This is a genomic window from Rhodococcus sp. NPDC056506 (assembly GCF_042794945.1).
Taxonomy (GTDB): domain Bacteria; phylum Actinomycetota; class Actinomycetes; order Mycobacteriales; family Mycobacteriaceae; genus Rhodococcus_F.
Map to the genome: position 1 here is coordinate 1 of NZ_JBHTSW010000068.1, position 17,631 is coordinate 17,631.

General features: G+C 63.0%; 15 protein-coding genes. 7 read left to right on the top strand and 8 right to left on the bottom strand.

Translation table 11 applies throughout. The annotated features are described in order from the left end of the window. A partial coding sequence (locus ACFQ6H_RS28750) for an MBL fold metallo-hydrolase (protein ID WP_378650252.1) occupies positions 1-496 on the bottom strand: 496 nt, incomplete at its 3' end. A 114-nt stretch (positions 497-610) separates the two neighbouring features. Here ACFQ6H_RS28750 and ACFQ6H_RS28755 point away from each other — a divergent pair. Beyond that, on the top strand, positions 611-1,156 hold the full coding sequence (locus ACFQ6H_RS28755; RefSeq protein ID WP_378650254.1) for a hypothetical protein: 546 nt from the start codon (positions 611-613) through the stop codon (positions 1,154-1,156). Here the strand turns inward: ACFQ6H_RS28755 and ACFQ6H_RS28760 are convergent. From ACFQ6H_RS28760 to ACFQ6H_RS28770, 3 genes are read right to left on the bottom strand one after another with little or no spacing between them, the layout of a single operon-like run. After that, positions 1,124-1,783: an enoyl-CoA hydratase-related protein gene (locus ACFQ6H_RS28760; RefSeq protein WP_020971410.1), complete on the bottom strand. Its 660-nt coding sequence runs from the start codon at positions 1,781-1,783 to the stop codon at positions 1,124-1,126. The two genes, ACFQ6H_RS28755 and ACFQ6H_RS28760, sit on opposite strands and share 33 nt — an antisense overlap. Further along, positions 1,780-2,439 carry a TetR/AcrR family transcriptional regulator gene (locus tag ACFQ6H_RS28765; RefSeq protein WP_070797533.1) on the bottom strand — a complete coding sequence of 220 codons (660 nt, stop codon included), beginning with the start codon at positions 2,437-2,439 and terminating at the stop codon, positions 1,780-1,782. Before ACFQ6H_RS28765 ends, ACFQ6H_RS28760 begins: the two co-directional genes overlap by 4 nt. Positions 2,440-2,482: 43 nt before the next feature. Then, on the bottom strand, positions 2,483-3,670 hold the full coding sequence (locus ACFQ6H_RS28770; protein WP_378650256.1) for a CaiB/BaiF CoA transferase family protein: 1,188 nt from the start codon (positions 3,668-3,670) through the stop codon (positions 2,483-2,485). Between the two features lie 283 nt (positions 3,671-3,953). Here ACFQ6H_RS28770 and ACFQ6H_RS28775 point away from each other — a divergent pair, with 283 nt between their 5' ends. The 3 genes from ACFQ6H_RS28775 to ACFQ6H_RS28785 all read left to right on the top strand — a co-directional run bounded on the left by ACFQ6H_RS28775 (position 3,954) and on the right by ACFQ6H_RS28785 (position 8,397). Then, positions 3,954-5,069 carry an XdhC family protein gene (locus ACFQ6H_RS28775; protein WP_378650258.1) on the top strand — a complete coding sequence of 372 codons (1,116 nt, stop codon included), beginning with the start codon at positions 3,954-3,956 and terminating at the stop codon, positions 5,067-5,069. Positions 5,070-5,171: 102 nt separating this feature from the next. Then, the gene (locus tag ACFQ6H_RS28780) at positions 5,172-6,815 is read left to right on the top strand and encodes a PucR family transcriptional regulator (protein WP_378650260.1); all 1,644 of its coding nucleotides are present in this window, start codon (positions 5,172-5,174) and stop codon (positions 6,813-6,815) included. 148 nt (positions 6,816-6,963) lie between these two features. Further along, positions 6,964-8,397 (top strand): uracil-xanthine permease family protein, encoded by a 1,434-nt coding sequence (locus ACFQ6H_RS28785; RefSeq protein WP_378650262.1) that lies wholly within the window; start codon positions 6,964-6,966, stop codon positions 8,395-8,397. An 84-nt stretch (positions 8,398-8,481) separates the two neighbouring features. Here the strand turns inward: ACFQ6H_RS28785 and ACFQ6H_RS28790 are convergent, their stop codons facing one another. The 4 genes from ACFQ6H_RS28790 to upp all read right to left on the bottom strand — a co-directional run bounded on the left by ACFQ6H_RS28790 (position 8,482) and on the right by upp (position 13,930). Further along, positions 8,482-9,993 carry a carboxyl transferase domain-containing protein gene (locus tag ACFQ6H_RS28790; RefSeq protein ID WP_378650264.1) on the bottom strand — a complete coding sequence of 504 codons (1,512 nt, stop codon included), beginning with the start codon at positions 9,991-9,993 and terminating at the stop codon, positions 8,482-8,484. Beyond that, entirely contained in the window at positions 9,990-11,228 is a 1,239-nt protein-coding gene (locus ACFQ6H_RS28795) for a CaiB/BaiF CoA transferase family protein (protein WP_378650266.1), read from the bottom strand. Before ACFQ6H_RS28795 ends, ACFQ6H_RS28790 begins: the two co-directional genes overlap by 4 nt. Before the next feature lie 289 nt (positions 11,229-11,517). Then, positions 11,518-13,215: a PucR family transcriptional regulator gene (locus tag ACFQ6H_RS28800; protein ID WP_378650268.1), complete on the bottom strand. Its 1,698-nt coding sequence runs from the start codon at positions 13,213-13,215 to the stop codon at positions 11,518-11,520. A gap of 91 nt (positions 13,216-13,306) precedes the next feature. After that, positions 13,307-13,930, bottom strand: a complete 624-nt coding sequence (upp, locus tag ACFQ6H_RS28805) for a uracil phosphoribosyltransferase (RefSeq protein ID WP_378448505.1) — start codon at positions 13,928-13,930, stop codon at positions 13,307-13,309. Between the two features lie 223 nt (positions 13,931-14,153). Between upp and ACFQ6H_RS28810 the strand changes: the two genes are divergently transcribed. The 3 genes from ACFQ6H_RS28810 to ACFQ6H_RS28820 form a co-directional block, all read left to right on the top strand. Next, a complete protein-coding gene (locus ACFQ6H_RS28810) occupies positions 14,154-15,263 on the top strand; it encodes a ring-opening amidohydrolase (protein WP_230817695.1) in 1,110 nt (369 codons plus the stop codon). A gap of 136 nt (positions 15,264-15,399) precedes the next feature. After that, positions 15,400-16,878 (top strand): amidase, encoded by a 1,479-nt coding sequence (locus tag ACFQ6H_RS28815; RefSeq protein WP_378448503.1) that lies wholly within the window; start codon positions 15,400-15,402, stop codon positions 16,876-16,878. 40 nt (positions 16,879-16,918) lie between these two features. Next, positions 16,919-17,631, top strand: a 713-nt coding sequence (locus ACFQ6H_RS28820; RefSeq protein WP_378650270.1) for an aminotransferase class III-fold pyridoxal phosphate-dependent enzyme, incomplete at its 3' end; no start/stop codon positions are given.

A 17,631-nucleotide genomic window follows, 5' to 3' on the forward strand; every position in this document is an offset into this window, starting at 1 on the left:
CGGTCAGGTGGTGCCCGAATGCGGTGAAGAGATCTCCGCAGAACAGCGTGGACGTCGTCTCCTCGAACATCAATCCCGCGTCCCAGCCGTGCGGGACGTGTGGGGTGTCGATGTGCCGAACTCGGCGGCTGCCGGTTTCGAGTACATCGCCGTCCTGCAAGGGAAGTGGCGCCCGATCGGCGAGGTCGTTGACCTGAACGAAGCACCCCATCGCACCGTGCGCAACTTGCGCTTCGGGGGCCGCCGCAAGCCAGGAGTTCATGGACCCGCATTCGTCGGCCTCGACGTGACCGAACGTGATCCATTTCAGACGGTTGATTTCGATCAGCGTGGAGAGTGCGTCGGAAGCCGAGGTGAACAACGCTCGCTGCCCGGTGTGGAAGAGCAGAGGTTCCTCGCCGTCGACGAGAAACTGGTTCATCGTGAGGTTCGCTTCGTCCACAAACGTCGACAGTCGGTAGATGTCCGGCGCGATTTCGGTGATCGTGGTGGTCATCGCTGTGCTCCGATCAGGGCTGTAGTACACGTCAAGCTGTCTTCTCAGCTTTCTCGTCGCCCCGCGCCTGCACAAGGTTCTGGACGTGCTTACGGCTCTGCAATAGTGGAGGACGTGTTCGTACTGCTGCTGACAGGCCCGCCGGGCGCGGGGAAGAGTTCCGTGCTGACCGCGATTCACGATCGACTCGGCGAGGCCGGGGTGAGCAACGCGATGATCGAGGTGGACGAACTCGAGCGGTGCTATCCGCCGCTGGGGACCGAACGGGCAATCGCACACGTCGGGATGCTGTGCGCGTCGTACCGGGAAGCGGGGTACGAACTCCTGTTCCTCACGGCTACCGTCGAAGACGACGACTACGGGCGCGCCCTGCTGGCCGCGACCGGCGCCGAGGGGCACCTGCTGGCGCGCCTCGAGGCCGATCCGGATACATTGCGTACCAGAATCATCGAGCGTGAACCGGCCGGCTGGGCCGGGTTGGACGAGTTGGTGGAGGCGTCACAACGGCTGGCCGGTTCGATGCCATCGCTCAGCGGGGTCGACGTGGTTCTGAGCACCGAAGGCCGCGATCCCGAGAGTGTTGCCGACGATCTGGAAGCGGCTCTGCGAGAACACAGTCCGTCGCTTCTAGCCGTCGGTGTTCAGAGCGGTGACCACTGAAGCGAACATCGTCGACTTGATTGCCCCCAGCGTGCCCGCATTCTTCGGGCCGATCGGCGCAACCATTTCGATGGCCTTGGCGGTCAAAGCATCGACGGAAGCGGTGAAGTCCACCAAACCGGCTGCGAATGCGTCACTTCCGCCGTATCGCCGCCCCGTGGTCATGGCGACGATTGCCGACGCCGGGCTGAGCTTGGCCTGGATGAGAGCTGCCATTCCTTCGGTGAAGGGGATGTTGATGTCCACCTCCGGGAAGCAGTAGTAGCCGCGATCATCGCGCATGACGCGGTAATCGTGCGCGATGCCGAGCATGGCGCCGGCTCCGAAGGCGTGGCCGTTGATCGCCGCGACGGTGGGCATGGGGAACGTCAGCATCCGGGCGAACAGCGACTGGACTTGCTGCACATACCACTTCGCCTTATCGCCATTCGCGCCCAGCCAGTCGAGGTCGAGTCCGTTGGAGTAGAACTTGCCCGTCGCCGTGGTGACCAGGGCATGTGCGCCTTCGCTTAAAGCCTGGTCGAGTAGCTTGTCGACGGAATCGAGCCAATCCGGCGAGAATCGATTCTCGTCCTCGCCGAGATCGAGAACGGCGATCTTGTCTTCGAAGCGCAGAGTTGCGGTCATGATTGGCCTTTCCTGTTGCGGGGCTTGGGCAGTGGTGGGTCGAGATGCAGAACCGCTCGAACGGCGGCATCCAACCGCGCGCGTGCTGCGGCGTCGGGGACTCGCCAACCGTCGGCGCGTTTGGCGGGATGAATGAGCAGTCCGGTAGGCAGGCCGACAACACAGGCTTCGATTGCTTCGACGGCTCGGCCGTCCTTGCGGCCCCAGAGCGCGGTCGACAACCGGATGAACAACTCGACCAGAGACCGGTCGAGTTGTGTGAGTTTCTCGGCGATGTCGGCGGGGACGTCGGTGCCGAGCAGTTCGTCGCGCTGAATCGTCAGCAGCAGCAACGCGGATTGTGGGTAGTCGAGCGCGAAGACGGCCGGAACTTCGGCGGCTGCGACGACGGCGGAAACCGCGGAGGTCGGCGCGGGGTCCGCGAGAGCGTCGTCCACTCTCGATTGTTGAAGCGCGAGAAAACGCTGCGCGGCACGCAGCCACGCGCTACCGACCAGTCCACTGCGAGAGCCGAATGCGTGGTAGATCGCCCCGTTGGATACACCGGTGGCGTCGGAGACTGCCCGGACCGTGACAGCGCTCGGCCCGGCAGTGGCGGCAAGTTTTTCGGCAGCGTCGAGCAGTGTGTCGAGGTCGTGGACGCGTGGCCGAGGCATGAACGCACAGTAACAGAGCGTCTGCTCTGTTACTAGTGTGCGGTCAGATCACCGAATGCGCGCGAAGGTCTTCGATCTCCTCCGGACGCAGCCCGAAGTCGGCGAGGACGGCGTCGGCGTCACCGCCGAGAGCCATGGGTGGTGCATTCCTGACGGGAAGAGTCTTGCCGTCCACCCAGAACGGCCCGCGGACAACGGGAATCGACGTCCCGTCGGCGCTGTGTGTCTGCGCGACCATCTGCAATGCCTCGACCTGCGGGTCGGAGAACACCTGATCGATCGAATGGATCGGGCCGCAGGGAATTCCGGCACCGCGTATCTCGGTGATCCACTGCGCCGCACCCTTGGTGGTCAGTAGGTCCTCGAGTTCTTTGGTCAGTTGGTCTCGGTGCGCCAAACGTTCTTTACCCGTGGCATATTCGGCACGGAAGGCGAGGTCGGGGTCACCGAGTACCGAGCACAGCGCGATCCAGTGCTTGTCCGAGCCGGTGGCGATGTTGATCGGGAAGTCTGCGGTGTCGAAAGCGCCGTACGGCGTGATCGTCGGGTGTGTATTGCCGTTCGGCGTCGCAACGCGTCCGGTGCTCAGGTAGTCCTGCGCCTGGAAGGTCATGATCGAGATCGCGGATTCCAGCAGCGAGGTCTGCACGCGGTGCCCACGGCCGTCGCGACCGCGAGAGGCCAGCGCCGCCGTGATCCCCAACGCTGCATAGATGCCCGAGACAGTGTCGATGATGGGGATACCGACTCTCATCGGAGTCTGATCCCCGGCGCCGGTGACCGACATCAGCCCGGACATCCCCTGGGCCACCTGATCGAGTCCGGGCGCGAACTGGTCCGGGCCCACCGGGCCGAAACCACTGATGCTCATCACGACGAGCCCCGGATTCTCCTGCTCGAGCGAGTCGGGATCGAGCCCCATGTCGGCCAGCACTCCCGGACGGAAGTTCTCGACCAGCACGTCTGCGTCGAGTGCCAGGCTGCGAAGCAGTTTCCGCCCGCGGTCACTGCGCATGTCGATGGCGATCGACCGTTTGCCGCGGTTCACGGAAGCGAAGTAGAGGCTCCGATCGCCGTCGAACGGCGGCCACTGACGCGAACTGTCGCCGGAGCCACGGGTTTCGACCTTGACCACGTCGGCGCCGAAGTCCGAGAGCAGCGATGTGCACAGAGGCCCCGCGAGAGCACGGGTGAGGTCGAGAACTTTGATACCGCTGAGCAATTGGTCCATCGGAGAAACCTCGGTTCTGTGGTGTGCAACGTCGCCCACTCGATCCGTCGGCACCATCTGCGTGAGTTACGGATGCAGTGATCGTCGGAGAGGGGAAGAATGAAGGTCAGGCCTGCTTTCGGCTGGGCTCGGTGACAACACTGGTCGAGAGCGCAAGGTGATGCGACGGCGACATTGCACAACTGCAGGGCCCGGATTTAGGCGCATTGTGTGACAGGAAGGATTGCGGTGGGCCGATACCGTGAACTCTCTACAGACGGCAATGCAAGCGGGAGGCGAGGCGATGCGCGACATTTCCACTCAGCTGGCGCAGTGGCACGGCCGTGGCGAGGACTTTGCGCTGGCGACGGTTGTCCGTACCTGGCGATCGTCACCGCGTATGCCAGGAGCATCGATGGCTGTCTCACGCTCCGGTGAGGTGGTCGGAAGCGTCTCGGGCGGGTGCATCGAGAGTGCCCTGTACGAGATCGCCCAGGAGGTTCTCGCCGACGGCACCAGCCGCGTCGAGGTCTTCAGCGTCTCCGACGACGACGCCATCGGAGTGGGTCTGACCTGCGGCGGAACCATCGAAGTGTTCGTCCAGGCGGTCGGAGCAGGTTTCGCCGACTTCGGTCACGTCTGTGAACGGATCGAGGCGGATGCGCCCGTCGTCGTGGTCACCGAAGTGCGTCCGGGTGCACCGGCGAGGCACCTCGTCGTCGAGCACGGCCGACGCAGCGGGGATCTGGATGCCACGGAGGAAGAAGTCTCCGTCCTGCTGCGCACGATGGAGACCGGTGAGTCCGTAGCTTTTGTCTCGCCGGCGGGAACCCTCATCGATTCGCAGCACGACCTGCTGGTCGAGATCTTCGCGCCACTACCGCGGATGTACGTGTTCGGGGCCATCGACTTCGCGGCATCGATGTGTACGTTGGGCGCCTTTGCGGGTTACCGCGTGACCGTCGTGGACGCACGGCCCGTCTTCGCGACACGGGCGCGCTTCCCCGACGCCCACGATCTGGTCGTCATGTGGCCACACAAGTTCCTCGAAACCGCACCGATCGACAACAAAACCGTCCTGGCCGTGCTCACGCACGACGAGAAGTTCGACATCCCGTTGCTCGAGATCGCGCTGCGTTCGGACGCTGCCTACGTGGGCGCGATGGGAAGTCGTGCGACGCATGAGCGTCGGGTGGCGCTGTTGAAGGAGCGAGGCGTCACCGACGCCGAGTTGGGGCGTCTGCACTCGCCGATCGGCTTGGATCTCGGCGCCAGGACGCCGGAGGAAACTGCAGTGTCGATCCTGGCCGAGATGACCAAGACCCTGCGCAATGCCTCCGGTTTGGAACTGCGGGATCTGCAGGGGCCGATCCACCCGCCACCTCAGGAGAATCCGACCGCCCTGCATCGAACGGCCTGAGTCGACTGCGTTGAATTCGGACATCTTGTGTTCGGTGGGGATAGGATCGTTTCTTTCGTGAACCATCTTCCGTGATCCGAATGAAATCGAGGTGCCTGCCAAGTGGCAAACCCGGCCGTACCGGCATCCGAGGTGAATGCTGTTCTCTCCGAACTTCTTCGAACCCCGCTCCTTCCTGGTGTTCGAAAGGTTTCCGGCGGCTGCGAGGACCCGACGGTTGCGCGGGTGGGATTCATGGCGGTTCCGGACATCGGGCCGTGGCTACGACGCGGGCAGTTGCTGATCACCACCCCGGAAACCCTCGCCCGGGTCACCGAACCCTTCAAAGCATTCGTCGGACGTTTGTCGACGCGCGGAGTTGCAGCCCTTGCCGTCCAATTCAGTGCCGACGGGGACACTCTCGCACCGGAACTGGTCGACGCAGCCGACAGTGCCGACTTTCCGCTTCTGGTTTTTCACGGCCCATGCGATCACCCCGCGGCGCGGGACCGTGAGCAGACGGAGTCGGCGCAGATCGACGCCATGTTCGGGGCCGAGCGGTTGCGGCGGCTCCTGGTCGACGTCGTGATGGGCGGCGGCGGACTCCCGCAGTTGACCGAAGTCATCGCGCGCGAGATGAAGGGCGCGGCTCTGGTCACCACCTCGGACGGACGCGAGATCTGCCGCGCCGGGGACGCCGCGGAGCGCAAGCATCTGTCAGCCTGCCCGGCCGTCGATTCCACCGGTCGTCTGCGGACCGACACCGTCGAGGGCGGGTTGGGTCTGCACGAGTTCGACGGCCAATTCATCGCGGTGTCCGCGATTTCCGCCAATCACATCGACCACGGGCGTCTCGCGTTGTTCACCGGTGAGCGCGTGATGACGAGCTACGACCAGTACCTGGTCGAGCGTGCCGCGTCGGTGTGCGCCTTGGTCATCACCCGCGAACAGGCCGTGGCGTCGGTGGAGGAACGCCATCGCGCCAACTTCGTTCACGACCTTCTCCTCGGCCGGGCCGGGGACCACGATCACGTTGTCTCCCACGCCAAGACGTTCGGGTGGGATTTCGATCGCCCGCTGGTGATCGTCTCGATCGAGCCGGACCCGGTCGACGAACCGACCTCCGCGGCGCCCGCTCGGCTGCCCGTCGTCGATCGTCAGGCGATGGCGTTCTCCGGCGCGATCGCTCACCGTGATCCCGGCGCGGCGGTGACCGCGCTGACGGGCGAGACGGTGATCGTCATGGGCGTCGGCACCGACACGATGGCATTGGTGCGGGACCTCGTCACGGTCGTTCGCGGCGAAGGTGGCGGCGGGAGAAGGCCGTTCAGTGTCGGGGTGTCCCGGCCGACGGCTGCGATCGAAGCCGTCCCTGCGCTCTACAGCCAGGCGCGCACCGCACTGACCGTCGGCCGGCGGATTTCCGGTCCGTGGACGGTGACTCAGTTCGACGATCTGGGCGTGTACAGACTGCTCAGTCTGGTCGAGGACGAAAACGAGCTCGAGACGTTCGCCCGCGAGACGCTGCGGGAACTGACGGAGGAAACTGCCGAAGCGCAGGACATGCGCAAGACATTGGAAGTCTTGCTCGCGACCAACATCAACATTGCCGAGACGGCGCGCAAGCTCCACTTCCATTACAACACACTGCGTTACAGGGTCGTTAAGCTGGAGAAAATGCTGGGACCCTTCACGGCGCAACCCGAACTCCGGCTGGATCTGTCTCTAGCACTGAAGATAACCGCGATGCGCGGCATCAATCACTAATATTGCCAATCCGGGTCGGTGGGTTCTGGCAGATTGTCATCACGTCGATACCCCCGCGCTGTAATAGCGTTTCACTCCAGTCACGGTGTTTTGTGAGCTGGAGCACACTCAGCGTTCGGACACCTTCCTCTGCACGAAAGGTCCCATCATGCCGATTTGGACGTTGCACGGAGATGGAAAGAACATCAAACCGGGTGAAGTGGTCGCTCCCGGCGAGCGGCTCAGCTGGGGAAGAACCATCGGGCTGGGCAGCCAGCACGTGGTGTCGATGTTCGGCGCGACGTTCGTGTTCCCGATCATCATGGGCCTCAATCCTCAACTAGCCGTGATGATGTCGGGTTTCTGTACGCTCTTCTTCCTGCTGGTGGTCAAGGGACGCATTCCCAGCTACCTCGGAACGTCGGCGGCCTTTGTCGGTGGTATCGCCGCCATTCGCGCCCAGGGCGGAACGTCCGCAGAGGTGACCGGCGCGATCCTGGTGTCCGGACTCGTCCTGGCGGCCATCGGTATCGCGATCCACTTCCTCGGCGGCCGGGTCGTGTTCAAGGTTCTTCCGCCAGTGGTGACCGGCGCGGTGGTGATGCTGATCGGATTCAACCTGGCACCCGTCGTCGCGGGGCTGTACTGGCCGCAGGACCAGTGGGTGGCCCTGATCGTCATGGTGGCCCTGATCGTCATGAGTATCGCGCTACGCGGCTTCATGGCCCGCATCGCCATCTTCCTGGCGCTGATCTTCGGCTACGCCCTCTCCTGGATCCTCGACCGCGTCTCGGGCACGATTACCTCGTACGACGCAGGCACCGGTGAAATCACCGAGCACTTCCGCGTCAACTGGGATTCGGTGCACTCGGCGTCGTGGTTCGGCCTGCCCCCGTTCTCGGACGAAGCCAACGGAATCGTCGGCATCCACGCCCCGTCGTTCAGCCTCACGTTCATCATCCTGGTCCTTCCGGGCGTCATCGCGTTGATCGCGGAGAACGCGGGCCACGTCAAGGCCGTGGCCGAGATGACCGGGGACGATCTCGACCCGTACATGGGACGTGCGCTTGCCGGTGACGGCTTCGCCACCGCTATCGCCAGCAGCGTCGGCGGCTCGCCCACCACGACGTACGCCGAGAACATCGGTGTCATGGCAGCGACCCGGGTGTACTCCACCGCCGCCTACGCGGTTGCCGGCATCGTCGCCATGATGCTCGGCTTCTCCCCCAAGTTCGGTGCCGTCATCTCTGCGACGCCCGGCGGCGTTCTCGGCGGAATCACCGTGGTGCTCTACGGCATGATCGGCCTGCTCGGCGCCAAGATCTGGAAAGAGAACGGCGTCGACTTCGGTAATCCGCTCAACCTCATGCCGATCGCGGCCGGCCTCATCATCGGTATCGGTGACACGGCTCTGAAGTTCAGTGACACGTTCTCACTCAGCGGCATCGCGCTCGGCACCATCGTCGTGATCGGGATGTACCACCTGTGCCAGTTCATAGGTTCGAAGAATCCTGAACTGAATGCGAAGAATCCGGAACCGAACAAGCCGGATTCGAAGGCTCCCGGCGGCGATCGGGAGGAACCCGCCAAGCAGCTCACGTGACGTCTGGCTGAGTGTGCTCGATTGACGAAGGCCGGACATCCTCCACGGAGGATGTCCGGCCTTTCCGGCGTTCTGGGTGATCGATCAGACGGAGGTACTGGCTTCGACCAGGCCGATACGGTCGATGCGTCCGGTGCGGGTGATGAGCCGTTCGGTCGCATCGGTAGCAGTGAGCACGCTCAGCTCGTAGTGCAGCACCGCTCCGACACGAGTACAGAATGCTGCGGGTTCGTCCGCTGCATCGGGGAATTCGGGGATGACCCGGTCGACGATGCTGCCCGCGAGCAGATCGAAGGACCGTATCCCTTGACTGGCAGCCATGTCCGGCGCGTGCGTGATGTCGTGGAACATGATTGCGCTCGCACCTTCGGGAGGTAAGGGCGAGAGCCAACCGTGGCGGGCCGCCAGCACTCGATCGGCCGGAATCAGCGCCAGTGCACCGCCGCCGGTGCCCTGCCCGAGCAGGAGGGAAATGGTGGGGACCTCGAGTGCAATCATGTCGGCTATGCACCGAGCGATCTCGCCGGCCAGTCCACCTTCTTCGGCTTCCTTCGACAGTGCCGCGCCCGCCGTGTCGATGATCGTCACCAACGGCAGGTCGAGTTCTGCGGCCAGCCGCATTCCTCGCCGAGCTTCCCGCAGAGCGCCGGGGCCGAGTGGGGAGTGAGGAGTCTGCCCGCGACGGTCCTGTCCGAGAAGGACGCAGGGCATGTCGCCGAAGCGGACGAGTGCGAGCATGATGCCGGGATCGTTCTCGCCTTGGCCGGTTCCGTTGAGCGGGAGCATGTCCGAAGCGGAATTGAGCAGCACTTCACGAATCCCCGGTCGGTCTTCGCGCCGGGATGCGACGACGGATTCCCACGCCGACGTATCGGGTGGGCAGTCGTACGAGCACGGGTCACTGGGCAGTGAGTACCCACGACGCGCCCCGGTGATGATGCGCAATGCGCGTTCGACGATTTCGGCGAGCTGGTCCGGCGGCCTCACTGCATCGATGAGTCCGTGCTCGTGAAGGTTTTCGGCTGTCTGGACACCGGCAGGGAAAGGTGAGTTGTACAAGGCCTCGAACACTCGGGGACCGAGGAATCCGACGAGGGCTCCCGGTTCCGCGATCGTCACGTGACCGAGTGATCCCCAGGACGCGAATACGCCTCCGGTGGTGGGGTTTCGGAGATAGACGATGTAGGGCAGGTGCGCTTCTTTGTGCTTGATGAGCGCCGCGGTGATCTTGACCATCTGCAAAAACGCCGTCGTCCCCTCTTGCATGCGCGTTCCCCCGGACGTGGGAAGCGCAAGAAGGGGCAGACGCTCTTGCGTGGCTCGTCGGATGGCGACGACGAGGCGTTCGCCGGCTGCTACGCCGATCGATCCGCCGAGAAAACCGAACTCGCAGACGATGATTGCTACGCGGCGGCCTCTGACGGAGGCGCTGCCTGTCAGGACGGACTCGTCGAGCCCGGTCTTCTCCTGGGCCCGCAGAAGTGCTTCCGCGTAATCGGAGTCGGTCGCGACGGGGATCGGAGGGGTATCCCACGACTCCCAGGTGCCGGCATCGACCACCAGGTCGAGCAAGTCGCGAGCCGTCAGGCGGTTCATCGGGTGAATCCTTGTAGCCACGACATGACTTCGTCAGTGTCTTCACCGAGAACCGGCGGTGCCGTGTGGCGGGTCTCCGTCACTTCGGTTCCGTCCGGTTCGAAGAATCGCAGCGGCGGGCCGGGCAGAGTGATGTTGCCGAGCGTGCTGTGGTCGACATCGACGAGCAATCCCTGTGATCGGGTCTGCTCCCATTCGTACACCTCGGAGATCGTCCGAACCCGTCCTGCCGGTATTCCGATGCGGTCGAGTTCGGTCAGAAGCTCGTCACGCGAGTACGGTTTGAAGGTACGTTCGATCAATTCGACTACCTGGAAATGATTTTCGACGCGTTCGGCGTTTGTTGCCATACCCGGGGCGTCAGGATCTAGGTCGAACCCTTCGCAGAATCTTCTCCACAGACTCTCGCTGCCGACCGAGATCTGTACTGCGCCATCGCCGGTACGAAAGAGTCCGTACGGTGCGATGGAGGGATGGTGGTTGCCTTGCGCTGCGCCTACCTCGCCGGCGACGGTCCACTTCGTTCCTTGAAACGCGTGAACACCGACCACGCTGGCCAAGAGCGACGTTCGGACAACGCGGCCTCTCCCCGTCTGCTCGCGTTCCTTCAAGGCTGCGACGACGCCGAAGGCCCCGTACATCCCGGCGAGAAGATCGGCGATCGGAACTCCGACCTTTTGGACGTCGTCCGGATTCGATCCGGTGAGCGACATGAGTCCGGCTTCCCCCTGGGCGATCTGGTCGTAGCCGGCGCGACCGCCTTCCGGACCGTCGTGGCCGAAACCGCTGATGGACAGGACGATCAGTCGAGGATTCAGTTCGGCCAGCCGCTCGGTGGAGAATCCGAGTCGATCGAGCACCCCGGTGCGGAAGTTCTCCATGAGAACGTCGGCGCGGCAGACGAGATCTTCGAGGGTTGCACGCCCACTGTCAGATTTGAGATCGAGCGTGATCGACTTCTTGTTCCGGTTCGTGGACAGAAAATACGTCGATTCGCGTTGTGTGTTCGGTGGTTCCAACGTGGGTTCCAACGGGGGCTCGACAAAAGGCGGCCCCCACCCACGGGTGTCGTCGCCGCCATGAGGTGATTCGACCTTGATCACGTCGGCACCCAGATCGCCGAGCATCATTGCCGCGTGAGGACCCGCGAGTGCGCGCGTGAGGTCGACGACTATCACGTCGTGTAACGGACCACTACGAGCACTTGTGTTGTGAGGCTTCGAAGTCGAGTTCATGTCGCACCGCCGTGTTCTGGTGTAATTGGCTGAGCCAGTTGGTGGTTGAGGCCTCCGTAGTTCGGTCGACTCCGGTCCGCTGGACCGAGAAACCGGCCAGGGCCACTGAAGGAGGTATGTGCGGCCCGTCTTTCGAACCGTAAGCGGGCACCGGTGAACGGCACATGGGTAACCTTGCCGACGACGGGTGTCAGTGGTGGGTAAGAAGTGACGAACGCTCACCGCATGGCGCGATTACGGTTGTGTCGAATCGTAATCGGGGCGCTCTGTCAGCCTATTTGGTGCATTTTCATGACATTTCGTGCATCTTCATGACCTGCAGGGCGAGTGAGACGTTCAACCGGAGAACGGGGTCGTCGGTGAACGATCCGACGACGCTCTCCAGCTTTCCGATTCTGTATCGCAAAGTGTTGTAATGCATATGCAGTGCCCGGGAGGCCTCGGCGACATTACAATTGCAGTCGAGCAGAGTCTGGAGTGTGAGACGCAAGTCCGCGGCTTCGGCGTTGTCCGCCGACAAGGACTTCAGAACGTCATCGGTGAACGAGCGTAGTTCGCTCTTGTCTGTCTGAAGCGAGAGGAGTCGGTGTACGCCGAGTTCGTCGAAGTGCGCTATCCGCCCCGGCCCGTTGATGCGTCGGCCGACGACTACGGCTGTGCAGGCTTGGTCGTAGGCAGCAGGAAGGTCGGCCAGGGAGTAGATCACCCGGCTCACTCCCGTGCTGAAGGAGCGGCGGCCGCTGGTGCGATCTCCGGCAACCTTGCGAACCAACCCTTCGATGTCCCGAACCGCGCGGTCGGTGCTGGTCGGGAAAAGCGTGACCACCTCGTGTCGGAACCCGACGGACGGTGCCGTCCGCTCGTGGGTACGCACCACTTGTTGCCAGCCGTCACTGAGTCGATCCTGGTCCGTGCGAGTGGAATTCGCGTGCTGGGATTCCGGGTGGTCGACGTCGAGTTCTGCAACCACAACGGCAAGGGGGCGAGTAACGTCCCACCCCAACTGGGTGAAGTGCGCGCTTACTTCCGTAGGCGAGCCGGCTTCGCCTATCAGTGCGTCGCGGAGAAAGTCGCCGCGGAACTTGGATTCCACTGCCGCAACTGCCAACTGCTTCGTGACGGCCAGAGCAGCAACGGTGGCCGCTCGCTCCAACGCTTGTACGACTACGGCGCCGAGTTCGTGGGTACCGGCGTACGCCACCATCCGGCCGTGGTCGGTGCCGCCGGCCACCACTCGGGTGAGCGCCAACTGGCCGGGAAATCCCTTGGGTGCGTTCTGTAAACCGACGGCGACCCGTTCGGTCAGGAACCGACCGGTGCTTTCGAACAACGGAAGCGCGTTCAGCGCGGCTGAATCCCCGGCCTCGGTCAGTACCCTCCCGTCCGGCGAGCAGATCAGAACGCTGACGTCGAAAAGCGCGGCGAATTCTGCGGCAATCTGAGGTAGATCGCCGCCTTCCAAGACGATCGACGTCAACGAGCGGTGAAGTCGATCGGCAATGTCGAGTGCCGCGGACTGCTTCGCCACCAACTTCGTGAAGACCTCCGAGATCACCTCGTCGAATCCTGCGGTGACGGGAAGAACCAACAGTGGCAGACCTCGCTGCTCCGCCATGTGCAGCATCGCCTCGGGCAGTTCGTCGAGATAGCGGCCCGTTTTCACAGCGAGTGCCGCGACGCCTCGGCGTGCAAGACCGTCGACGAGGTCACTGAGATCTGTGTCGTCGAGAAGCTCTCCGGTCCGCCCGTAGCGCAGCGGGAACCCGGTTGTCACCAACAACTCGTTCGGCTTCACCCAAGCGAGGATGTCCGGTACTTCCATCACGTTCACCGATTGAACGAGGTGGCGCAAGCCCCCGTGCCCGGCAAGGACTTCGGCTCCACGCAGACTGGGCAGCTCGAGGACATCCCGAACCGTCAGTCTGTAGTCGCCACCTTCTGGCAAATGTTGAAGCTCTTCGCTCGAATATTTGGCAGATCTATCCATGTCGCGAGACTACGCTCGATCGCACAGTGAACATTGTCAACAGTTGACGAAAATACTCTCTCGGAATGAGTGGTCTCCGTATGTCTGCCGACTATCTTGGTCCGAATTGGCGATCGCCGGCGTCTCCGAGTCCAGGTACCAGGAAAGCATTTTCGTTCAGGCCGTCGTCGATGCTTGCGGTGAGGAGCCGGACCGGATGCCCGGAGTTCTTCAACGCTTCGATCCCTTCCGGAGCCACGACGACGCAAATTGCAGTCACGTCGGTTGCTCCGCGCGCAACGAGCAGATCGATTGTGCGGACGATGGATCCACCGGTTGCCAACATCGGATCGAGGACGTAGACGGGGGTGCCCGACAAATCAGCGGGCAGGGACTCCAGATACGGAACCGGCTGGTGTGTCTTCTCGTCTCGCGCCATTCCCACGAAACCAACTCCTGCCTGCGGAATGAGGGCGCTCGCTTGTTCGACCATGCCGAGGCCGGCACGCAAGACCGGTACCAGGAGCGGCGGATTCGCCAGTCGCACTCCCTGCGTCGGAGCAACTGGCGTCTCGATGTCGAATCGTTCCACTTCTGCGCCGCGCGTGGCCTCGTAGACCAACATGTGCGTCAGTCTGCGCAGGGCGGACCGAAATGTTGCGTTGTCGCTGCGAGCGTCGCGCATGGTCGTGAGCAGAGATGCCGCCAGCGGATGGTCGACAACAGTGGTGTCCATGGTCGAATCGTAAGTGAGAACCGATGGGGCGGCGCACAACCGGTGAATCGGAGTCGAAATAACCAATCACGGTTTTCGTTTGGGCAAGTATTGACGATGCCGAAGGGTTCGAGTCGTCATAGCGTGGTCGGCATGGCAGTTCCGAACCGCTCGGCTGGACTGGGCGCCGGGAACTGTCAAGGCCCAATTTTGCCTCCACGATTCCCTATACAAGGAGATGCCAATGCCCGAAGCAATCGAGGTCCGTAAGGTTCCGCTCCACAGCGTCTCCGACGCCAGTGAGCTCGCCAAGCTGATCGACGACGGTGTCCTCGAGGCCGACCGCGTCATTGCAGTCATCGGCAAAACCGAGGGTAACGGCGGCGTCAACGACTACACGCGCATCATCGCGGACCGAGCGTTTCGAGAGGTTCTCTCCGCCAAGGGCAATCGCAGCCTCGAAGAGGTGGCGCAGGTGCCGATCGTCTGGTCAGGTGGTACGGACGGCGTGATCAGCCCGCACGCGACGATCTTCGCGACGGTACCGGCAGACAAGGTCACCAAGACCGACGAGCCGCGACTGACCGTGGGCGTTGCCATGAGTGAGCAACTGCTGCCCGAGGACATCGGCCGTACGGCCATGATCACCAAAGTAGCTGCGGCAGTGAAAGATGCGATGGCCAATGCCGGCATCACCGATCCCGCCGACGTGCACTACGTGCAGACCAAGACTCCGTTGCTGACCATCCACACCATCCGTGACGCCAAGAGCCGCGGCAAGACTGTGTGGACCGAACAGACTCATGAGTCGATGGACCTGTCCAACGGCGGAACGGCTCTGGGAATCGCGGTTGCGCTCGGCGAAATCGACATGCCGACCGACGAGGATGTCATGCACAGCCGCGAACTCTTCTCCTCTGTCGCATCCTGCTCGTCCGGCGTCGAGTTGGACCGCGCTCAGATCGTTGTCGTCGGCAACGCGCGTGGCGTCGGCGGACGCTACCGCATCGGGCACAGCGTGATGAAGGATCCGCTCGATCAGGACGGCATCTGGGCGGCGATCCGTGACGCCGGCCTCGAGCTACCGGAGCGGCCGCACTCGAGCGACCTGGACGGCCAGCTCGTCAACGTGTTCTTGAAGTGCGAGGCCAGCCAGGACGGAACGGTCCGCGGCCGTCGCAATGCGATGCTCGACGACTCCGACGTGCACTGGCACCGCCAGATCAAGTCGTGTGTCGGCGGAGTCACGGCAGCTGTCACCGGTGATCCGGCAGTGTTCGTGTCGGTGTCGGCAGCGCACCAGGGTCCCGAAGGCGGCGGCCCCGTCGCTGCCATCGTCGATCTCGGTCAGTAGTCGGCAAGAACCTCGCTGGAAACTTCGATAGTCGCGCCGCCACCGGCTATTCGTCCTCGAATCAGTTGCCGGTGGCGGTGAGTCCGTCCGGTGTATCTCCCGGCGCACCCCACTTCACTGCTTGAAAGGATTCACGATGGTTCATGCTGCTGACCCTGTCGACGAGAGCGATTCCGGTGTGGCTGAGAGTGGCGATCTCGTCATGGCCGATGCCGTGACGCTCAGTGGTCTGATACGCCGGCGTGAAGTGTCATGTGTCGAGGTGATGGACAGCTTCCTCGACCAGATCGAAGTGCATAACCCGGCCGTGAACGCGATTGTTGCACTGCGGGATCGGGAAGCGTTGACGGCGGAGGCGCGCGAGCGTGATTCTCAGTTGGCGGATGGGCACTATCTTGGTTGGATGCACGGGTTTCCGCATGCAGTGAAGGACCTTTCGGCAGCAAAGGGTCTGCCGTTCACGTCCGGGTCGCCGATGTTCGCGGATCGAATCGCCGAAGAAGATGAACTGTTCGTCAGGCGGATCAAGTCTGCCGGCGCCATCGTGATCGGCAAGACCAACACACCGGAGTTCGGGCTCGGCTCTCAGACGTACAACCCGGTGTGGGGTACGACGGTGTCGCCGTACGACACTTCGCGCACCGCCGGCGGTAGCAGCGGAGGCGCCGCAGCGTCGTTGGCGCTCCGAATGCTTCCGTTGGCGGACGGAAGCGACTACATGGGCTCGCTCCGAAACCCGTCGGCGTTCAACAATGTTGTGGGATTTCGACCTTCTTGGGGCCGCGTACCGGAGACGGGATTCATTGCGCAGGGCGCTGTTGTGGGCCCGATGGGCCGAACCGTCACCGACGTGGCCCACCTGCTCTCCACGATGGCGGGGCCGGATGCCTATGCACCGTTGGGGATTCGCGAGGATCCCGCTGTATTCACCGAAAGCCTCGCCCGTGATCTGAAGGGCTCTCGGATTGCGTGGGTCGGTGACTGGAACGGCTACCTGGCAACCGAACCTGGAGTCCTCGAGTTGTGCGAATCCTCGTTCGAGGTCTTCGAACAGTTGGGGTGCCACGTCGAGGCAGCACTTCCCGACTTCAAACCCGAGGACATCTGGCAACTGTTCTTGCGATGGCGTTGGTGGGCACAGCTTGGCTTGATCGATCAGTACAACGATCCGAGCATGCGCGAGTTGATGAAGCCCGAACTGTTGTGGGAGCTCGAGCACGCGGTCACACTCTCGGCTCTCGACGTGACCAAGGCCGCGGAGGCTCGCAACGGCTGGCTGTCGGCCATTACCAAGATGTTCGAAACCTACGATTACATTCTCGCTCCCAGCGCCCAGGTGTTTGCTTTCGACAAGAACACTCACTGGCCCGAGGTCGTCGACGGCCGGTCGATGGACACGTATCACCGGTGGATGGAGACGGTTGTTCCCTGGACGATGGCCGGGGTTCCGGTTGCGGGGATGCCGGTCGGCTTCGATGATCGTTCGCTTCCCATGGGTATCCAGATCATCGGTCGGCACGGCGCCGACTTGGACGTTCTCCAACTCGCCTACGCGTTCGAGCAGGCAACCAAGTGGGTCGAGCGGGTACTTCCGCCCGCACTCCGCGTGAACTGACTTATCTATTTCGGACGTATCCAGTTGGGAGGGGACAATGATGGCTTCGGCATTGTGGCACGGGTTCGCGGACATGGGCGCTGTGGAGAAGAACGGCGCGTTTGTCGTCTCACGCGGTGAGGGCGCGTACATCTGGGATTCCGAGGGCACTCGGTATCTGGATGCGACGGCGGGCCTGTGGTTCACCAATGTCGGGCACGGGCGCACCGAGATCGCGGATGCGGTGGCGGCTCAGTTGTCGAAGATCGCTCATTTCTCCAACTTCGGTGATTTTGTTCCCGAGACCACGCAGGTGTTGGCGGAGCGTCTGGCGGCCATCGCGCCGGTTGCCGGGAGCAAGATCTTCTTCACTTCGGGTGGTTCGGATTCGGTGGACACTGCGGCGAAGCTGGCTCGCCGGTACTGGCACGAGGTGGGGCAGCCGGAGAAGACGATCATCGTCGGACGTCAGAAGGCGTATCACGGAATGCACGTTGCGGGAACGGCTTTGGCTGGTATTCCGGTGAACCGTGAGGGTTACGGCGAGCTGATGGCGGATGCGGCGACCGTCGGCTGGGACGATGCGAAGAGCCTGCTCGAGTTGATCGAGAAGATCGGTGCGAACAAGATCGCTGCGTTCTTCGCGGAGCCGATCATCGGTGCGGGTGGGGTGTATCTGCCGCCGGAGGGGTATCTGGCCGAGGTGCGTGACATCTGCCGTGAGCACGACATTCTGTTTGTCGTCGACGAGGTCGTGACCGGTTTCGGCCGGAT